This is a genomic window from Collinsella tanakaei, assembly GCF_016900375.1.
Classification (GTDB): Bacteria; Actinomycetota; Coriobacteriia; order Coriobacteriales; family Coriobacteriaceae; genus Collinsella.
This window is the reverse complement of sequence record NZ_JACJKB010000007.1, coordinates 1-15628: the sequence shown is the minus strand read 5'-3', so window position 1 is coordinate 15628 and position 15628 is coordinate 1. Positions and strand designations below refer to the sequence as shown.

Here is a 15628-nt window from a genome sequence, read left to right as displayed (position 1 = left end):
TGTATCATTACGCTTACATTCAGCGACATTCGGGGTAGACGATGATCTATTACGTTGAGGACGACGACAACATCAGGGGACTCACGCTCTACGCGCTGCGCCAGCAGGGCATAGAGGCGGAGGGATTCTCATGCGATAGCGAGTTCAAGGCGGCCGTTTCGCGGCGCGTCCCCGATGCCGTGCTCCTCGACATCATGCTGCCCGATACCGACGGCCTGCAGATCATGCGTCGCCTGCGCGCCATGCCCGAGACGGCGACCGTCCCCATCATGATGCTCACGGCCAAGGACACCGAGCTCGACAAGGTGGTCGCGCTCGATGGCGGCGCCGACGACTACCTGACCAAGCCGTTCTCGCTCATGGAGCTCACGAGCCGCTGCCGCGCGCTGCTGCGTCGCGGCGGCATGTCCAAGCAGGTGAGCGACGTGCTTTCCGCCAACGGTATCGTGCTTTCGCCGAGCCATCGCCGCGTGACGGTCGACGGCGAGGAGGTCAAGCTCACGCTGCGCGAGTTCGACCTGCTCGAGTACCTCATGCGCAAGCCGGGCATCGTGTTCAGCCGCGAGGCGCTGCTCCAAAGCGTATGGGGCTGGGATTTCGACGGCGGCTCGCGCACGGTCGACGTCCACGTGCAGACCCTGCGCCAGAAGCTCGGTGAGCACGCGACCTGCATCGAGACGGTCCGCGGCGTCGGCTATCGCTTCGCCGGACCCGAGGCGTGAGCGCCGCTCTGAAGGGCGGCCGCCTCGTGCCCAACGTGACCCGTCGCTCGCTTTCCCGCCGCGTCTTCGGGACCATCTTCTCGGTCGCGATGCTCGTGGTGGTCGTGTTCTCGCTGGTCGGCACGGCCTATGTACAGGGCCAGCTCGTGCGCCTTGCGCACGAGGAGCTCGAAAACCAGATCGAGTTCGTCGCGGCTGCGCTCAACAGCACCTCCGACGACGCCTACATCCTGCACAACCTCTCGCAGCAGTACACGCGCATCACGCTGATCGATTCCGACGGCACCGTTCTGTACGACACCGAGGCCGATGCCGAAGACATGGCGAACCACCTGAGTCGACCCGAGGTCGCCCAGGCCCTTAAAGAGGGTAAAGGTGGCGCCGAGCGCTCGAGCTCGACGCTGGGCGAGGTCATGCTGTACGAGGCCGTGCGCCTGGATGACGGCACGGTCGTGCGCCTTGCGCAGGAACAGGACGGCTTCCTGTCCATCCTGGCGAGCATGCTGCCCCCGCTGCTGGGCCTGGTCGCGCTGGGTGCCGTGGTGTCCGTGCTCGCCGCACGGCGCGAGGCGCGCGCCATCATCGAGCCGCTGCTCGATGTCGACCTCGATCACCCCATCCGAAACGCCGAGAACGCCTATGCCGAGATGATTCCCATGCTGGAGCGTATCGAAACCCAACGTCAGGAGCTCAAGCGGCAGATGCGCGTGCTTGCCGACAACGATCGCATGCGCCGCGAGTTCACCGCGAACATCACCCATGAGCTCAAGACGCCGCTGACGGCGATCTCGGGCTATGCTGAGCTCATAGCAAGCGGCATGGTGGCTGACGAGGCCGACCAGCGCGATTTCGCCCATCGCATCCATAAGGAGGCGGGCCGCCTGACGGCGCTCGTGAACGACATCCTCACGCTTTCGAGTCTGGACGAGGCTGAGCGCGGGGACGCTGAGGTCACGAGCAGCGTGCTCGGCTCGCGCGAGCCGGTCGACCTGCCCCGAACGCTCGATACCGTCTACCATCGTCTGGAAACGGTGGCCGACGTCAACGGGATCGTGCTCGCCGTCAAATCCGAGCCCGCCATCGTGAACGGCGTGCCGCGCCTGCTCGATGAGCTCGTGTACAACCTGGCGAGCAACGCCATCCGCTACAACAAGCCGAACGGCTCGGTAACGATGCGCTGCGGTGTGCGCGACGGCAAGCCCTTCATTTCCGTGGAGGATACGGGCATCGGTATCGCGCCGGAAGAGCAGGACAAGGTGTTCGAGCGCTTCTACCGCGTCGATAAGAGCCGCTCCAAGGCACGTGGCGGAACAGGTCTTGGCCTGGCGATTGTCAAGCATGCCGCGGTGTTCCACGACGCGACGATCCAGGTTGAAAGCGAGCTGGGCCAGGGCACCTCGATCACCGTGACGTTCCCGGCCGAGACCATGCAGATCGAGGGGCTCGTCTCGTAACGGCGACAGGTCTGCCAGGTACAAACTTGTCGAGATGGGGCCAGGTACAAACTCGTCGGGCGCCGTCTCCGCGTGCCCCTGCGCTCATGATGCACAATAGGGTTGTCGTAGACCCCGCCCGCCAAAGGAGCCCCCATGGACATCGAGATTCGCATCGGATGCCGCGAAGACGCCTTTGAGGTCCGCCGCCGCGTGTTCATGGAGGAGCAGGGCTACGAGAACGAGTTCGATGCGATCGATGATGACGCTCGCTGCCTGCATGTGACCGCCTATGCGGATGGCCGGCTCGTCGGCTGCGCCCGCATCTTTCCCGCCGAGATCGAGCGGGCGCTTGCTCCCGAAAGCCCGCATCCTCCCGCAAGCCCCTTCGATGAGGGCACCGATCCGAGCGCGATCTACCTGCTGGGAAGGGTCGCTGTGATTCCGGCGTATCGCCGCCGGGGCATCGCGAGCCGCGTCGCCGAGGCGAGTGCCGACGCCGCGCGCGAGGCGGGGGCGAAGGTGTGCAAGCTACACGCGCAGGAATACGTGGCGGGCATGTATGCCAAGCTCGGGTACGCGCCTATCTCTGAGGTCGACTACGAAGACGAGGGCCAGCCGCATCAGTGGATGGCCAAGTGCCTCTAGGCCAACGCGGGCCGATGCACCAATTGCGCCTTTTCTGCTGCCGCTGAATACTTGCGTGCCTTCTGGTTATAAAATCTAAGTCTGAGTACATAAGGTTTTGGCAACCGGAAGGGATGCACATGCGTCAGTTCAAAACAGAGAGCAAAAAGCTGCTCGATCTTATGATCAACTCCATCTACACCAACAAGGAGATCTTCCTGCGCGAGCTCATCTCCAACGCCTCGGACGCCGTGGATAAGCTCAACTTCAAGAGCCTGTCCGACGAGAACGTCCAGCTCGGCGACGATGACCTCGCCATCCGCGTGTCGTTCGACAAGGACGCCCGCACGCTCACGATCTCGGATAACGGTATCGGCATGACGGCCGAGGAGCTCGAGCGCAACCTCGGCACCATCGCGCACTCCGGCAGCCAGGAGTTCAAGGCCGAAAACGCCGAGAGCCAGGGCGACGCTGTCGATATCATCGGCCAGTTCGGCGTGGGCTTCTACTCCGCCTTCATGGTGGCCAAGCACGTGCGCGTCGTGAGCCGCGCCTTCGGGTCCGACGAGGCGAATGTGTGGGAGTCCGACGGCCTCGAGGGCTACACCATCGAGCCGGGCGAGCGCGCCGGCCACGGTACCGACATCATCCTCACCCTGCGCGACAACGAGCCCGGCCAGAACGGCGAGCCCGGTGAGGACTACAATCGCTACCTGTCCGAATGGGGCCTCAAGGACCTCATCAAGCGCTACAGCAACTACGTGCGCTATCCCATCCAGATGATGGTGACCAAGAGCCGCCAGAAGCCCAAGCCCGAGGACGCCGGCGATGACTACCAGCCCGAGTACGAGGACTACCAGGAGCTCGAGACCGTCAACTCCATGACGCCCATCTGGAAGAAGCACAGCTCCGACGTCGAGCAGTCCGACTACAACGAGTTCTACAAGGCCACGTTCCACGACTTCGAGGATCCGGCGCGCACCATCAGCTTCCACGCCGAGGGCACGCTCGAGTACGATGCGCTGCTGTTCGTGCCCGGCCGCGCGCCCTTCGACCTGTACAGCCGCGATTACGAGAAGGGACTGGCGCTCTACAGCTCCAACGTCCTCATCATGGAGAAGTGCGCCGACCTGCTGCCCGACTACTACAACTTCGTGCGCGGCGTGGTCGATTCCGCCGACGTCTCGCTCAACATCTCGCGCGAGACCCTGCAGCACGACCGCCAGCTGCGCGCCATCGCCCGCCGCGTGGAGAAGAAGATCACGAGCGAGCTCGAGGACATGCGCGATTACGACCGCGAGACCTACGAGAAGTTCTTCGAGAACTTCGGCCGCGGCCTCAAGTACGGCATCTACTCAAGCTACGGCATGAAGGCTGACGAGCTTGCCGACCTGCTGCTGTTCTACAGCGCGCGCGAGAAGAAGATGGTGACGCTCGCCGAGTACGCGAAGGCGATGCCCGCGGGTCAGAAGGCCATCTACTACGCCGCGGGCGACGACCGCGAGCGCCTGTCGAAGATGCCCGTGGTGACCGGCGTTCTGGCGCGCGGCTACGACGTGCTGCTGCTCACCTCCGACATCGACGAGTTCACCTTCCAGGCCATGCGCGAGTACGTGGCCCGCGACATGCCCAAGGTCTATGAGGACGACGCGGCGCGCGAGGCGGCCGAGAAGGCCCAGGCCGACGGCGCCGAGCCCGAGCTCGAGGATCGTCACCTGGAGCTCAAGAACGTGGCGACCGGTGACCTCGACCTCGCGACGGAGGACGAGAAGAAGGACGCCGAGGAGGCCACGAAGGAGAACGCCGACCTGTTCACGTCCATGAAGGACGCCCTGGGCGACAAGGTCGAGAAGGTCGCCGTCTCCGCCCGCTTGGTGGGCGAGGGGGATGCCCCTGCCTGCATTACCACCGAGGGCCCGCTGTCGCTTGAGATGGAGAAGGTCCTGCAGCGCGGTCCCGAAGGCGATATGGAGAACCTGCCCAAGACGCAGCGCGTGCTGGAGCTGAACGCCAAGCACCCGGTGTTCGCCAAGCTCGCCGCCGCTCAGAAGGATGGCGACGCCAAGAAGGTCGAGCTCTACGCCGGCATCCTGTACGACCAGGCGCTGCTGGTCGAGGGCATCCTGCCCGAGGATCCCGTGGCCTTTGCCGCGCGTGTCTGCGAGCTGATGTAGCGCATCGCCAGTATGTCGGGCAGGGTGTCCAGGCGCCCTGCCCGATAGATACGACAAGACCCCGGCCTCGTCTCCGTTGGAGCGAGGCCGGGGTCTTGCTGTTTGCAGCAGGCGCTGCAAGAAGGAAGGAGGACGTCTGTGCCCTTACGCGCGGGCGAGAATCGCGTGCCCGTCGAGCTCATCGAGCGAATCGAGCAGCCTATGGAACGAATCCTGCAGGTTGTCGTGCTGGTTCGCCGAGCGATGCGCCGGGTTTGACCGGTTGCATTCATAAGGGACCTTGGGGGTTGGGGCGTCGAGGAGGCCGGAGTTCTTGATTGGGGGGAAGGAACCGGTTGCATGTTGGGATGGCTGCGCCCGCAACCACGTGCGAGCTGCACATTGGGAAGGATGCATGCTCGGCCTCCTCGCTCGTCCACCACGGGTGCGCATCGGGCTCCGATGCGCTTGTGAACAGTATGCCCGCAGCGGTGCGCCACAGCTGCTTAAGGCTTCCTTACAAGTGTTTGGCCGTCATGTGACGCGCAGGTAGATGGCATGATTTGCCGGGATGGACGCCGCTTAGGCGTGCCGGTGGAACACTTTATTGTGGTGCAGTTGTGTGCGGGGCTGGCGTCGCGCGCGGCGTTAGCGCTCTGCCGCGCGCACCCGCTCGATGACGCGCGCCATGGTCTCGTCGACCTTATCGCGCTTGAGCTCGCACTCCCAGATGGTGATGGCGGTCCAGCCCATCTTTTCGAGCTCGGCGATCGCCTTCTTGTCGCGCTCCACGTTGCGGCGGAACTTGGCCTCCCAGAACTCGGTATTGCGCTTGGGCGTGCTCGGCTGGCAGATAGGGCAGCGGTGCCAGAAGCATCCGTTGACGAAGATGGCGATTCTGCGCCCTGGAAAGGCGATGTCCGGCCTGCCGGGAGCCTTCTTCCACTGCAGGCGATATCCGGTGAGTCCGGCTTCGCGCAGCCGCTGGCGCACGATCATCTCGGGCTTGGTATCGGCGCGCTTGTTGCCCTGCATCGACTTGCGGATGGCGGCGCGCCGCCGCACGAGCTCGGTCTCGGCGGCATCGAGCCCTTGGGTGTCAAGGCTGTCGAGCAACCGCTTCGGGCGCTTGCGCGAGCGCTTTGCCGCCTTGGCGGGAGCAGCTTCCTTTTCCTGCTCGGACGCTGCCGGAGCGTCTTCGGGCGCATCGGCCGCAAGCGCCTCGACGAGCCCGCGGTCGGCGGGCATCCACTCGAGGGTGGCGAGCGAGCGGCGCTCGACCCAGCGCAGCGAGAGCTGGCGGTCGCTCTTCTGAGGCTCCGCCGCGCCCGCCTTCTCGTCGATGCGGCAGAAGAAGCAGTCCATCGAGAGATGGAAATCGTCGTAGTCGTACTCCACGGTATAGAAGTCGCGCAGATCGGTCACGCGCACCTGGAGCTCTTCGGAAAGCTCGCGCACGCAGGCCTCCTCGGCCGTCTCGCCGCGCTCGATCTTGCCGCCCGGAAACTCCCACAGGCCCTTCATGGAGCCGTAGCCGCGCTGAACGGCGAGGACCTCCTGCTCGTTGCCGTTGCGGCGGATGATGCCCGCGGCAACGCGAACCGTCTTCATATGGCTCCACCTCCCTTGACTGACCGCACACGATTCTAGCCTACGCACGCGTTCCGCGTGCCCGTCGAGACGCGGCAGCCCCCATCCTCCGCGCCTTAAGCGCTTCGTAACGAACCTTACAAAACCGCAACGCAGATGTAAGGCAAATCGATGGATGCTCTCGGTCCTACCTGCGACGATATGGTCAGGAGGTGGTTGTCATGGAGGCAACGAACATGAATCCCTATCGTCGCAACCCGTATGATGTTCACGAGGAAGAGCAGGGCATCGGAATGGGTGCGCTCGAGATGGTCTTGTGGCTGCTGGTAATGGCAGCGCTCTCGATCGTCATGATCTGGCTGCTGTGGACGAGCTCGCGTTAGCGCTCCCGCAACGACCACATTCGAACGGACGGGCGCAAGGCGCGGCGTTGCCGCGCGCTTTGCGCCCTGCAGAAAGGACCCTTGCTATGGACCAGCACAACATCGGCGCGCACAGCGCAAAGCCCGCGCAGGTTGCGGGAGGCGCCGCCTCGCGCGTGCACATGACCATTCCGAACCCCACCGTTCCGTCCTCGCCGGCACCGGCAACGCGGGCGGTCGCTCCCGTACTCGACGTGCGCCATGTCGAGAAGGTGTACGGCGCGCGCAACAACGTGACCCGCGCGCTCGCCGACGTCTCGTTCACGGTGATGCGCGGCGAGTTCGTGGGCATCATGGGCGCGTCGGGCTCGGGCAAGTCGACCCTGCTCAACTGCATTTCGACCATCGATGCGGTCACCAGCGGAAACGTCTACATCGACGGTGCCGACGTCACGGCGATGAAGCCGGCAAAGCTCACGCGGTTTCGCCGCGAGCAACTCGGTTTCATCTTCCAGGATTCCAACCTGCTCGACACGCTGACCGCGCGCGAGAACATCGCGCTGCCGCTCACCATCAGCCGCGTGCCCGCCTCCGAGGCGCTCGTGCGCGTCGAGGACGTGGCGGCGCGCCTGTCGATCTCGGGTGTGCTCGACAAGTATCCCTACCAGATGTCCGGCGGCCAGCAGCAGCGCGTCGCCGCCGCCCGCGCCCTGGTGACCAACCCGGCCATCATCATGGCCGACGAGCCCACCGGCGCGCTCGACTCCAAGAACGCGCGCCTCCTGCTCGAGTGCTTCGAGACCATGAACCGCGACTACCAGGCGACCGTCCTCATGGTCACCCACGACAGCTTTGCCGCGAGCTATACACAGCGCGTGTTGTTCATCCGCGACGGCCGCATCTTCACCGAGCTGCGCCGCGGCACCTCGAGCCGGCAGGACTTCTTCAACCGCATCATGGAGGTCGTGGCGATGATGGGCGGTGAGGGCTCCGATGCTCTGTAAGCTCGCATTCGGCAACGTGCGCCGGGCGGGCCGCGACTACCTTGTCTACCTGCTCACCCTCACGCTTGCCGTCACCGTGTTCTATGCGTTCAACACCATCGCGCTGCAGATCGACATGGCCGGCGTGAGCGAGCAGAACCCCGGGATGGGCGAGACGCTCGGTGGCATCATCAGCGGCCTGACGATCTTTCTTGCCTTCGTGATGGGCTTTCTCATGGTGTACGCCAACAACTTCATCATGAAGCGGCGCAAGAAGGAATTCGGACTCTACCAGGTGCTGGGCATGAGCCGCGGGCAGGTGGCACGCGTCATGACGCTCGAGACCGTGTTCGTGTCCGTCGCGGCGCTCGTTTTGGGCATCGCGCTCGGTCTCGTTCTCTCGCAGCTCATGGTGTTCTTCACGGCATCGCTCTTCAAGACGCAGATCTCCAACTTCCGGTTCTTCGTCTCGCCGAGCGCCCTTCTCATGACCGTCGGCTGCCTGGCGGCGATCTTCCTCGTCACGCTCGTGTTCAACCTGCGCGTGGTGGCGCGCGCCAAGGTCGTCGACCTCATGAGCGCCAGCCGCCAAAACGAGACCATCAAGGCGCGAAACCCCTGGATTTCCGCGGCGATCTTCGTGGTGGGCCTTGCCGCTATCGTCGTCGCCTATGTGCGCCTGCTGCACGACGGCCTGCCCTACGACGGCCAGCCTGAGGGCATGAGGGTTTTCCTTATCACCACGTGCATCGTTATCGTGGGCACCATCCTGTTCTTCTTCGGGCTTTCAGGCTTTCTGCTCAAGGTGCTGCAGGGGGCACGCGGCCTGTACTGGCGCGGGCTCAACATGGTCACCATGCGTCAGCTTTCCGCCAAGGTGAACACGGTGAGCTTTTCCATGGCGGTCATCGCGATGATCCTGTTTTTGGCCATCACCTCGGTGACCACGGGCATGTCGCTTGCGAGCGTCATGGATTCCACGGTCGAGCGCGGCACGCCGGTCGACTACACGACGTCCATCATGTATTACAGCCAGAAGATCGCCGACGAGTGGAATGCCGATCCCACCATCAGCGGGGGAGAGGGCGGCGTGACCTTTGCCGCGCCCACCGAGCCGGTGGACCTCATGGCGATGAGCGCGAACCAGACGCTGTATGCCGACACGCCCGATGCGCAGCCCTTCGACCTGGCATCCATCACGGGCTCGTATGTGCAGGTCGACGCCTACGATTCCACGCCGCGCGGCGCCGATGCGCCGCTGGTCACGCTCAAGGGCCTGTGCGACGCGGTGGGCATGCCACTGCCCGCGGGCACGGAGAGCTCGGATGTCGATACGCTCGGCCTGCAGGTGATCTCGGCGAGCAACTATAACGAGTACCTGGCGTTTCGCGGGATGGAGCCCCTCGATGTGGCGGCCGATGGCTACACGCTGCTGTCCGATATGGGCGCAACCGTGACCGACGTGTACGACGCGGTGCTGGAGCAGGACGTCGAGCTGGATGTCGGTGGCTTCAAGCTGCATCCGGTGCAGGCCCGGGTAAACGAGGACGCGAGCGTGTTCGTGAACTCCATGATGGGCATGAACTCCGGCACCCTCGTGGTGCCCGATGAGGTGCTCGACGCGCTCGATCTGCCTCCGTATACGAGCTATCTGCTGGTCAACTACGCCGCGGGCCCCGATGACCCGGCATCCGATGCGTACCTGAACGCCGATCGCCGCTACAACGATGTGACCGATGGCGCCGGCAACATCGTGGGCGGTTGGGGTACCGAGGCCACCCGTAGCACGACCTACGAGAGCGTGAACTCCATGAACGGCCTGATCAGCTACCTGGCTATCTACATCGGCTTCGTGCTCGTGGTCGCCTGTGCGGCGATTCTCACGATCCAGCAGCTGTCCGGCGTATCCGACGCCGGCAAGAACTACCGGATCCTCTCCGAGCTCGGAACCTCCACGCGCGAGATCGCGCATTCGGTGCTCACGCAGCAGACGATCTTCTTCATCTTCCCGGTGGTCGTGGGCATCGCCCACTCCGCGGTGGCGCTGTCCGTGATCGTCGATTTGATCGAGCTGTTCGGCGGCCTCACCATCGGCGGGATGGTCGGCTTTACGGCGCTCATCTTCGTGATCGCCTATGGCGGGTACTTCTGCGTGACCTATCTCATGAGCAAAGGCATCGTACGCGATGCCGTGCGTGCGCGGCACGTCGGCTAAGGACGCAGCAGCGGCCCGTCGGCATCGCCGGCGGGCCGCATGCGTTTTGCTGGAACAAAGGGAGGAAAGATGATTCCTGAACATATCAACTGGGATGCCGTTGTGCAGAGCGTGACCGATACCTGGCTTCCGCTGGCAGGATGGCTCGCAGTGATTGCCGTGGCTTATCTGATCGCGCGCCTGTGGCGCCGTCCGCGCGGGTAGGTGCACGATGAGACGTTTGCTTGTCATCTTGATGCTCTGCGCGGGCATCGCTTGCCTGTCCGGGTGCGGCGCGCAGGGATTCATGTCGCAGTTCACCGACGAGATGGGCGATATCGCCGCCGAGGCCCCGCTTGGAGGAGCGGCCTATTACCTGCGGGTGGACAACGACTGCGTCATCGAGGACGAATCGGACGATTCCGACATGCCGTATCGCTACGAGCTTGCCGCGTGGAGCGAAGAGGGGGCGGAGACGACCGTGATATTCCGGACCGCCCGCTTGCTGCAGGACGATGCGTATCTGCGATTCGATGCGGCGTTTTTGCGGGGCATGATTTCGTGGGAGGAAATCTCCTACGACGAGATGCCGGATGCCGTTCAGCGCGCCATGGACGCCCTGTAGGGCTGAGTCGCGGAGAGCGGATGCTTTCCCGCCGCCGGAGCCGATTGTCTGACCGAAGCGCCGCGCTTTGCGAGCAAGCGGCATGAAAAAGCCCCGTGCCCCGCGGAATGCGGAGCACGGGGGAGTCGCCAGAAATGATGGAGTGCCGGCCCGCTACACCGATGCGGCGTAGGGGCGTGCCGGCCAGGTCTCGGAGGGCGAGGGGATGCTCGCCGCGGCGTCGCCTGCCTTCTTGGCTGCCTCGAGAAATGCCTCGTAGCTGCGCTTCAGGTTGAGTCGCTGGTCCTTGGAGCGCTTGGGGCGACGGGCGATAGACTTGGTCGGCGCGGTCGTGCCGGCGGTCTTGGCGAGGTGAGGGTCTTCTTTCTTCCTCTTGGTAGCGCGCATGCGATCATCTCCTATTCAGCGTTGTCGGCGCGCGACGCGGGCGCTTCCGACGGTCGTTTTCATGCGCCGCTTAAGAATGTACCTCAGGGCATGCGGGATAGTCTGAAGAACTGATTAAGGTTGATTCCGTGTCGCAGGCGGGGTGTTTTCGCCCCCGAGCGGTCCTGGCTGTGTGCGATTCATGGCGAGCGGGCCGGGGGATAATGAGGTACAGGGGCGGCGCGCGGCGCCAACCCTTGGAAGACGGTTGGACCGATAGGCAAGGAGCCAGCGTCATGAAGAAGTTCATCAACAGCCCGCAGGACGTCGAGCGCCAGGTGGTCGACGGATACGTCAAGGCATACCCGACGATTATCGCCAAGGCGGCGGACGACATCGTGGTGCGCGCTCAGCGCAAGGCGGGAAAGGTCGCCCTCGTCTCGGGCGGCGGCATGGGTCACGAGCCGGCGCACCTGGGTTATGTCGGTTACGGCATGCTCGATGCCGCTGTGGGCGGTGCCATCTACACCTCGCCTGCTGTCGACCGCGTCGAGGCCGCCATCGAGGCGGTCGCCCCGGGGTCGACCGGCGTGCTGCTGGTCATCAAGAACTACACGGGCGACGTGGTCAATTTCAAGATGGCCGCCGAGACGGCGCGCGACGCCGGTGTCGATATCGACTACGTGGTGGTCGATGACGACGTTGCCGTGAAGGACTCGTCGTTCACCGTGGGCCGCCGCGGCGTGGCGGGTACCTGCTTCGTGCACAAATGCGCCGGCGCTGCCGCCGAGGCGGGGGAGAGCCTCGCCGAGGTGAAGCGTGTGGCCGAGAAGGTTATCGCCAACGTGCGCACCATGGGCGTGGCTATCGAGCCGTGCACCGTGCCGGCGGCGGGAAAGCCGGGCTTCACCTTGGCGGACGACGAGATGGAGATGGGCGTGGGCATCCATGGCGAGCCGGGCGTGCGCCACGCCGCGATGGAGCCAGCCGATGCTATGGTCGATGAGATCCTCGCTGCGATCCTCGGGGATCTGGATTATGCCGGATCGCGCGTGGCGCTCATGGTCAACGGCGCGGGCGGCACACCGCCCTACGAGCTCGCTATCGTGGCCAACCGCGCGCACGATGTGCTGGCCGAGCGCGGCATCGCGGTCGCGCGCACGTATATGGGGCCGCTCATGACATCGCTCGAGATGCGTGGGTTCTCGATCACCCTGCTCAGGCTCGACGAGGAGCTCGAGGGGCTGCTCGGCGCGCCGGCGCATGCCGTCGCGTGGACGGAGGGCGATGCACCCGCAGCTGCAGAGCCGCAGGTCGCGGCCCCTGCGGTCAATGCGAGTGCTGCCGCCGTGGAGCCGCTCGCTCCGACCGATGCCGCGCCATCTGCCGACCCCTCCGCTGCGCTCGTCGCCCGCGCGCTCCACGCCATCGCCGATGCGATGGATGCCCACAAAGACGAGCTCACGGAGCTCGATATGCCGATTGGCGACTCCGATCACGGCATCAACATGGCGCGCGGCTTCGACGCGGTGCGCGAGCAGTTGCCCGCACTTGCCGGAGCCGACGCGTCGACGCTCGTGAACAAGGCCGCCATGACCATCATCTCCAAGGTAGGCGGCTCATCGGGCCCGCTCTACGGCACGCTCATGCGCAAGATGGCGCGCGAGTTCAAGGGTTGCCAGAAGATCTCGCTGGCGGAGTTCGCGCGGGGCCTGAAGAGCGGCATCGCGGGCATCGAGGAGCTCGCGGGCGGCGCTCCGGGCGACAAGACGATGCTCGACGCGATGGTGCCGGCGCTTCGCTCGCTCGAGGACTCGCTTGATCGGGGCATCTCCGGCGCCGAGGCGCTCGAGGCGGCGGCGCGCGCCGCGGCGGATGGGGCCGAGGCCACCATCCCGCTGGTGGCGCGCAAGGGCAGGGCGAGTTACCTGGGCAAGCGCTCGGTGGGGCACAAGGACCCGGGAGCGACCTCGTTCGCCTATATCATGGCGGCGATCGCGCGGTGCGAACGCGAGGTTCGCACCTGTGCGACGGAATGATTCGTTGGGAGGATATCCATGGTAGGAACGGTGCTGGTTTCGCATTCCAAAGCGTTGGTCGACGCGCTCGCCGAGCTCGTGAAGCTGATGGCGCCCGAGGCACCCGTCGCCGTCGCGGGCGGGCTCGAGGACGGCTCGTTCGGCACGAGCTACGAGGCCATCGAGCGCGCGATCGGCGAGGTTTCGGGCTCCGATGGCGTCGTGGTGATCGTCGACTTGGGTTCCTCGGTGCTCACGACAAAGATGGTGCTTGAGGATCTTGGGCGCGACGACGTCCGCCTGGCCGATTGCCCCTTCGTTGAGGGCGCCATCGAGGCGACGGTTCGAGCACAGGCCGGTGCCGACATCGCGTCGATCGTCGAAGGCCTGGCGGCGCTGAGGTCAAAGAGCAAGCTTTAGCAAAGAGCCGAGGGGCGAACTCCCTCGGCTCTTCTCAATCTTCGGTATCGGCTTTCTGCCGTTCCTTTTTCGGTAGGCGCCCGGCACGCTTGAGCGCATCGCGCAAGATCCACTCCACCTGGCCGTTCGCGCTGCGCATCTCGTCGTCGGCCCAGCGCTGGACCGCCTCCCATATGGCGGGATCGATGCGGAGTGGGTACTGCTTGCGTGCCATAGGGTCACCTGCGTTAGTGGGAACAGACGGGAGGAGCGGCTGCACCTCCCGTCTTCAGTGTATCTCGTTTAGTAGATCGAGCTCGTGTTGAGCACCGGGTGCGCCTCGGATTCGCCGCACAGCACGACCATGAGGTTCGAGGCCATCTGCGCCTTGCGCTCCTCGTCGAGTTCGATGGTGCCGCCGTCGGCGAGCTCCTTCACGGCCATGTCGACCATGGAGACCGCGCCCTCGACGATCTTCTTGCGCGCGGCGATGACGGCTTCGGCCTGCTGGCGGCGGAGCATCGCCTGGGCGATCTCGGGCGCGTAGGCCAGATGCGTCAGGCGCGCGTCGTCCACGGTCACGCCGGCAGGTGCCAGACGCTGGGTGAGCTCGCGCTTGAGGGCCTCGGAGACCTCCTCGATGTTGGAGCGAAGCGTGATGGCGCTGGCGTCATCGGAGTTGTCCTCCAGGTGGTCGTAGGCGTAGATGCTCGCCACGTGGCGCAGCGCCGTTTCGGCCTGCGTGGCCACGAACTGCTCGTAGTTGTCCACGTCGAACAGGGCCTTGGCGGTGTCCTCCACATGCCACACCACGACGTTGGCGATTTCGATGGGGTTGCCCATCTTGTCGTTGACCTTCAGGATCTCGCCGTTCAGGGTGCGGGCGCGCACGCTCACCTTCGTGGACAGGTTGCTGGACGCCTTGGCGGCGACGCTGATCTGCTTGCCGATCGACAGGCTCGACTTGGAGAGCACCTCGGCGGTGGCGTCTTCGGCCGAGGCGTTGGAGCCCATCGAACGGCTGTAGAACGGGTTGGCCCAGCGGAAGCCGCCGTCGCGCACCGTGCCCTTGTAGTCGCCGAACAGGATGCACACGCGCGCCTGACCGGGCTGCAGCGTAAAGAAGCCGCTGACGGGGATCCAAATCAGGCAGAAGGCGACGATGCTGAGGCCCAGGCCCCAGCCGTGCAGCGGGTTGATGGGGACTCCGGCCTCGTCGGCGCCGGCAAGCCCCATGACGCTCCAGATGAATGCGGCGATGATGATGACGAATGCCGCGCAGACAACGGCGAGCATGCCCCAACCGGACTTGGCCTTGATCTGCTTTTCCACGCTCATGGAAGTTCCTTTCGATGCGCGTCCGCGTTTGCGTGACAGCCCGGACGCTGCCCTGCATTGCCTCGGGGAAGGGCAGGCCCCGACGAGAGCCGCTCTCGGTCTCGTTGATTACATTGTGATATCACATTGGTATCCCGTCAAGAGCGCGCTTCAATGTTCGGTGAACGGCATCCGTCGGCGGCGGGCGCAGCGAGTCTCGCATTTTGCGATACCCATCCCCCGCCATAGCCTACCTTCGGGCGATGCGCGCCCTGCTGCGCATGTTTGCGCGGTGTCGATTTGGGTACCATGTGCTCGTTATTCGAGTAATACAGGGGGACTCGATGGTTGGCATTGTGCTTGCTTCGCACTCGCGGGCGCTTGCTGAGGCGCTGCGCGATTACACGCGGGTCGTTGCGCCCGATGCGCCCGTCGCTGTCGCGGGCGGCATGCCCGACGGTTCTTTTGGCACAAGTTACGGTGTGGTCAGCGCTGCGATCGATGCGGTGCACGGTGCCGATGGCGTGCTGATCCTCGTCGACCTCGGCGCTGCGGCGCAGGTGGTCAAGATGGTGCTCGACGATCGCGCCGATCCGCTGGTGTGCATGGTCGATTGCCCCTTCGTGGAAGGTGCCGTCGAGGCGACGGTCCAGGCCCAGGCGGGCATCGGTCGGGATGCCATCACCGAATCGTTGAAGTCGCTTTCCCACCTTCGCAAGTTCTAGCGTGTCCGCTTTCAGGACGGAGATGTTTTCGGACACCCGGCGCCGCGGGCGGGCTGGCCTCTCTGGGGACGCAGCCGGGAGGCGCCACCGCGTGAAATCGGGACAGGGGTTATT

16 protein-coding genes are annotated in these 15628 nt (G+C 64.8%); 12 read left to right on the top strand and 4 right to left on the bottom strand.

What is annotated here, in order from left to right; translation table 11 throughout:
* Nucleotides 1–41: 41 nt before the first annotated feature.
* The 4 genes from H6A16_RS05695 to htpG all read left to right on the top strand — a co-directional run bounded on the left by H6A16_RS05695 (nucleotide 42) and on the right by htpG (nucleotide 4956).
* A complete protein-coding gene (locus tag H6A16_RS05695) occupies nucleotides 42–722 on the top strand; it encodes a response regulator transcription factor (protein ID WP_204616990.1) in 681 nt (226 codons plus the stop codon).
* 26 nt (nucleotides 723–748) lie between these two features.
* Nucleotides 749–2176: a sensor histidine kinase gene (locus H6A16_RS05690; protein WP_342589718.1), complete on the top strand. Its 1428-nt coding sequence runs from the start codon at nucleotides 749–751 to the stop codon at nucleotides 2174–2176.
* A 135-nt stretch (nucleotides 2177–2311) separates the two neighbouring features.
* Nucleotides 2312–2803 (top strand): GNAT family N-acetyltransferase, encoded by a 492-nt coding sequence (locus H6A16_RS05685; protein ID WP_204616988.1) that lies wholly within the window; start codon nucleotides 2312–2314, stop codon nucleotides 2801–2803.
* Nucleotides 2804–2922: 119 nt separating this feature from the next.
* A complete protein-coding gene (htpG, locus tag H6A16_RS05680; RefSeq protein ID WP_204616986.1) occupies nucleotides 2923–4956 on the top strand; it encodes a molecular chaperone HtpG in 2034 nt (677 codons plus the stop codon).
* A gap of 627 nt (nucleotides 4957–5583) precedes the next feature.
* Here the strand turns inward: htpG and vsr are convergent.
* Complete coding sequence (vsr, locus tag H6A16_RS05675; RefSeq protein ID WP_204616984.1) at nucleotides 5584–6546, bottom strand: DNA mismatch endonuclease Vsr; 963 nt, start codon at nucleotides 6544–6546, stop codon at nucleotides 5584–5586.
* Between the two features lie 200 nt (nucleotides 6547–6746).
* Here vsr and H6A16_RS05670 point away from each other — a divergent pair, with 200 nt between their 5' ends.
* The 5 genes from H6A16_RS05670 to H6A16_RS05655 all read left to right on the top strand — a co-directional run bounded on the left by H6A16_RS05670 (nucleotide 6747) and on the right by H6A16_RS05655 (nucleotide 10689).
* On the top strand, nucleotides 6747–6908 hold the full coding sequence (locus H6A16_RS05670) for a hypothetical protein (protein ID WP_204616982.1): 162 nt from the start codon (nucleotides 6747–6749) through the stop codon (nucleotides 6906–6908).
* Between the two features lie 161 nt (nucleotides 6909–7069).
* Nucleotides 7070–7891, top strand: coding sequence for an ABC transporter ATP-binding protein (locus tag H6A16_RS05665; RefSeq protein WP_204617174.1), 822 nt, complete (start codon nucleotides 7070–7072; stop codon nucleotides 7889–7891).
* On the top strand, nucleotides 7881–10085 hold the full coding sequence (locus tag H6A16_RS05660) for an FtsX-like permease family protein (RefSeq protein ID WP_204616979.1): 2205 nt from the start codon (nucleotides 7881–7883) through the stop codon (nucleotides 10083–10085). Before H6A16_RS05665 ends, H6A16_RS05660 begins: the two co-directional genes overlap by 11 nt.
* 69 nt (nucleotides 10086–10154) lie before the next feature.
* Nucleotides 10155–10289, top strand: a complete 135-nt coding sequence (locus tag H6A16_RS10910) for a hypothetical protein (RefSeq protein WP_275052358.1) — start codon at nucleotides 10155–10157, stop codon at nucleotides 10287–10289.
* Between the two features lie 7 nt (nucleotides 10290–10296).
* Entirely contained in the window at nucleotides 10297–10689 is a 393-nt protein-coding gene (locus H6A16_RS05655; RefSeq protein ID WP_204616976.1) for a YxeA family protein, read from the top strand.
* Between the two features lie 153 nt (nucleotides 10690–10842).
* Here H6A16_RS05655 and H6A16_RS05650 read toward each other — a convergent pair whose 3' ends face one another.
* On the bottom strand, nucleotides 10843–11076 hold the full coding sequence (locus tag H6A16_RS05650) for a hypothetical protein (protein ID WP_204616974.1): 234 nt from the start codon (nucleotides 11074–11076) through the stop codon (nucleotides 10843–10845).
* Nucleotides 11077–11351: 275 nt separating this feature from the next.
* Between H6A16_RS05650 and dhaK the strand changes: the two genes are divergently transcribed.
* Nucleotides 11352–13094, top strand: coding sequence for a dihydroxyacetone kinase subunit DhaK (gene dhaK, locus H6A16_RS05645; protein ID WP_204616972.1), 1743 nt, complete (start codon nucleotides 11352–11354; stop codon nucleotides 13092–13094).
* Between the two features lie 18 nt (nucleotides 13095–13112).
* Nucleotides 13113–13493 carry a dihydroxyacetone kinase phosphoryl donor subunit DhaM gene (gene dhaM, locus H6A16_RS05640; RefSeq protein ID WP_204616970.1) on the top strand — a complete coding sequence of 127 codons (381 nt, stop codon included), beginning with the start codon at nucleotides 13113–13115 and terminating at the stop codon, nucleotides 13491–13493.
* A gap of 34 nt (nucleotides 13494–13527) precedes the next feature.
* On the opposite strand, the gene H6A16_RS05635 is transcribed toward dhaM, so the two are convergent.
* Complete coding sequence (locus tag H6A16_RS05635) at nucleotides 13528–13707, bottom strand: Arc family DNA binding domain-containing protein (RefSeq protein WP_204616968.1); 180 nt, start codon at nucleotides 13705–13707, stop codon at nucleotides 13528–13530.
* 68 nt (nucleotides 13708–13775) lie between these two features.
* On the bottom strand, nucleotides 13776–14810 hold the full coding sequence (locus tag H6A16_RS05630) for an SPFH domain-containing protein (RefSeq protein WP_204616966.1): 1035 nt from the start codon (nucleotides 14808–14810) through the stop codon (nucleotides 13776–13778).
* A 323-nt stretch (nucleotides 14811–15133) separates the two neighbouring features.
* Between H6A16_RS05630 and H6A16_RS05625 the strand changes: the two genes are divergently transcribed.
* Nucleotides 15134–15514: a PTS-dependent dihydroxyacetone kinase phosphotransferase subunit DhaM gene (locus H6A16_RS05625; protein WP_204616964.1), complete on the top strand. Its 381-nt coding sequence runs from the start codon at nucleotides 15134–15136 to the stop codon at nucleotides 15512–15514.
* Nucleotides 15515–15628: the final 114 nt, after the last annotated feature.

Coding starts and splice junctions, on each gene's coding strand:
- H6A16_RS05630 (WP_204616966.1), bottom strand. CDS start 14,810: ATGAGCGTGGAAAAGCAGATCAAGGCCAAGTCCGGTTGGGGCATGCTC.
- H6A16_RS05650 (WP_204616974.1), bottom strand. CDS start 11,076: ATGCGCGCTACCAAGAGGAAGAAAGAAGACCCTCACCTCGCCAAGACC.
- H6A16_RS05695 (WP_204616990.1), top strand. CDS start 42: ATGATCTATTACGTTGAGGACGACGACAACATCAGGGGACTCACGCTC.
- H6A16_RS05660 (WP_204616979.1), top strand. CDS start 7,881: ATGCTCTGTAAGCTCGCATTCGGCAACGTGCGCCGGGCGGGCCGCGAC.
- H6A16_RS10910 (WP_275052358.1), top strand. CDS start 10,155: ATGATTCCTGAACATATCAACTGGGATGCCGTTGTGCAGAGCGTGACC.
- vsr (WP_204616984.1), bottom strand. CDS start 6,546: ATGAAGACGGTTCGCGTTGCCGCGGGCATCATCCGCCGCAACGGCAAC.
- H6A16_RS05665 (WP_204617174.1), top strand. CDS start 7,070: ATGACCATTCCGAACCCCACCGTTCCGTCCTCGCCGGCACCGGCAACG.
- H6A16_RS05655 (WP_204616976.1), top strand. CDS start 10,297: ATGAGACGTTTGCTTGTCATCTTGATGCTCTGCGCGGGCATCGCTTGC.
- H6A16_RS05625 (WP_204616964.1), top strand. CDS start 15,134: ATGGTTGGCATTGTGCTTGCTTCGCACTCGCGGGCGCTTGCTGAGGCG.
- dhaK (WP_204616972.1), top strand. CDS start 11,352: ATGAAGAAGTTCATCAACAGCCCGCAGGACGTCGAGCGCCAGGTGGTC.
- htpG (WP_204616986.1), top strand. CDS start 2,923: ATGCGTCAGTTCAAAACAGAGAGCAAAAAGCTGCTCGATCTTATGATC.
- H6A16_RS05635 (WP_204616968.1), bottom strand. CDS start 13,707: ATGGCACGCAAGCAGTACCCACTCCGCATCGATCCCGCCATATGGGAG.
- H6A16_RS05685 (WP_204616988.1), top strand. CDS start 2,312: ATGGACATCGAGATTCGCATCGGATGCCGCGAAGACGCCTTTGAGGTC.
- dhaM (WP_204616970.1), top strand. CDS start 13,113: ATGGTAGGAACGGTGCTGGTTTCGCATTCCAAAGCGTTGGTCGACGCG.
- H6A16_RS05670 (WP_204616982.1), top strand. CDS start 6,747: ATGGAGGCAACGAACATGAATCCCTATCGTCGCAACCCGTATGATGTT.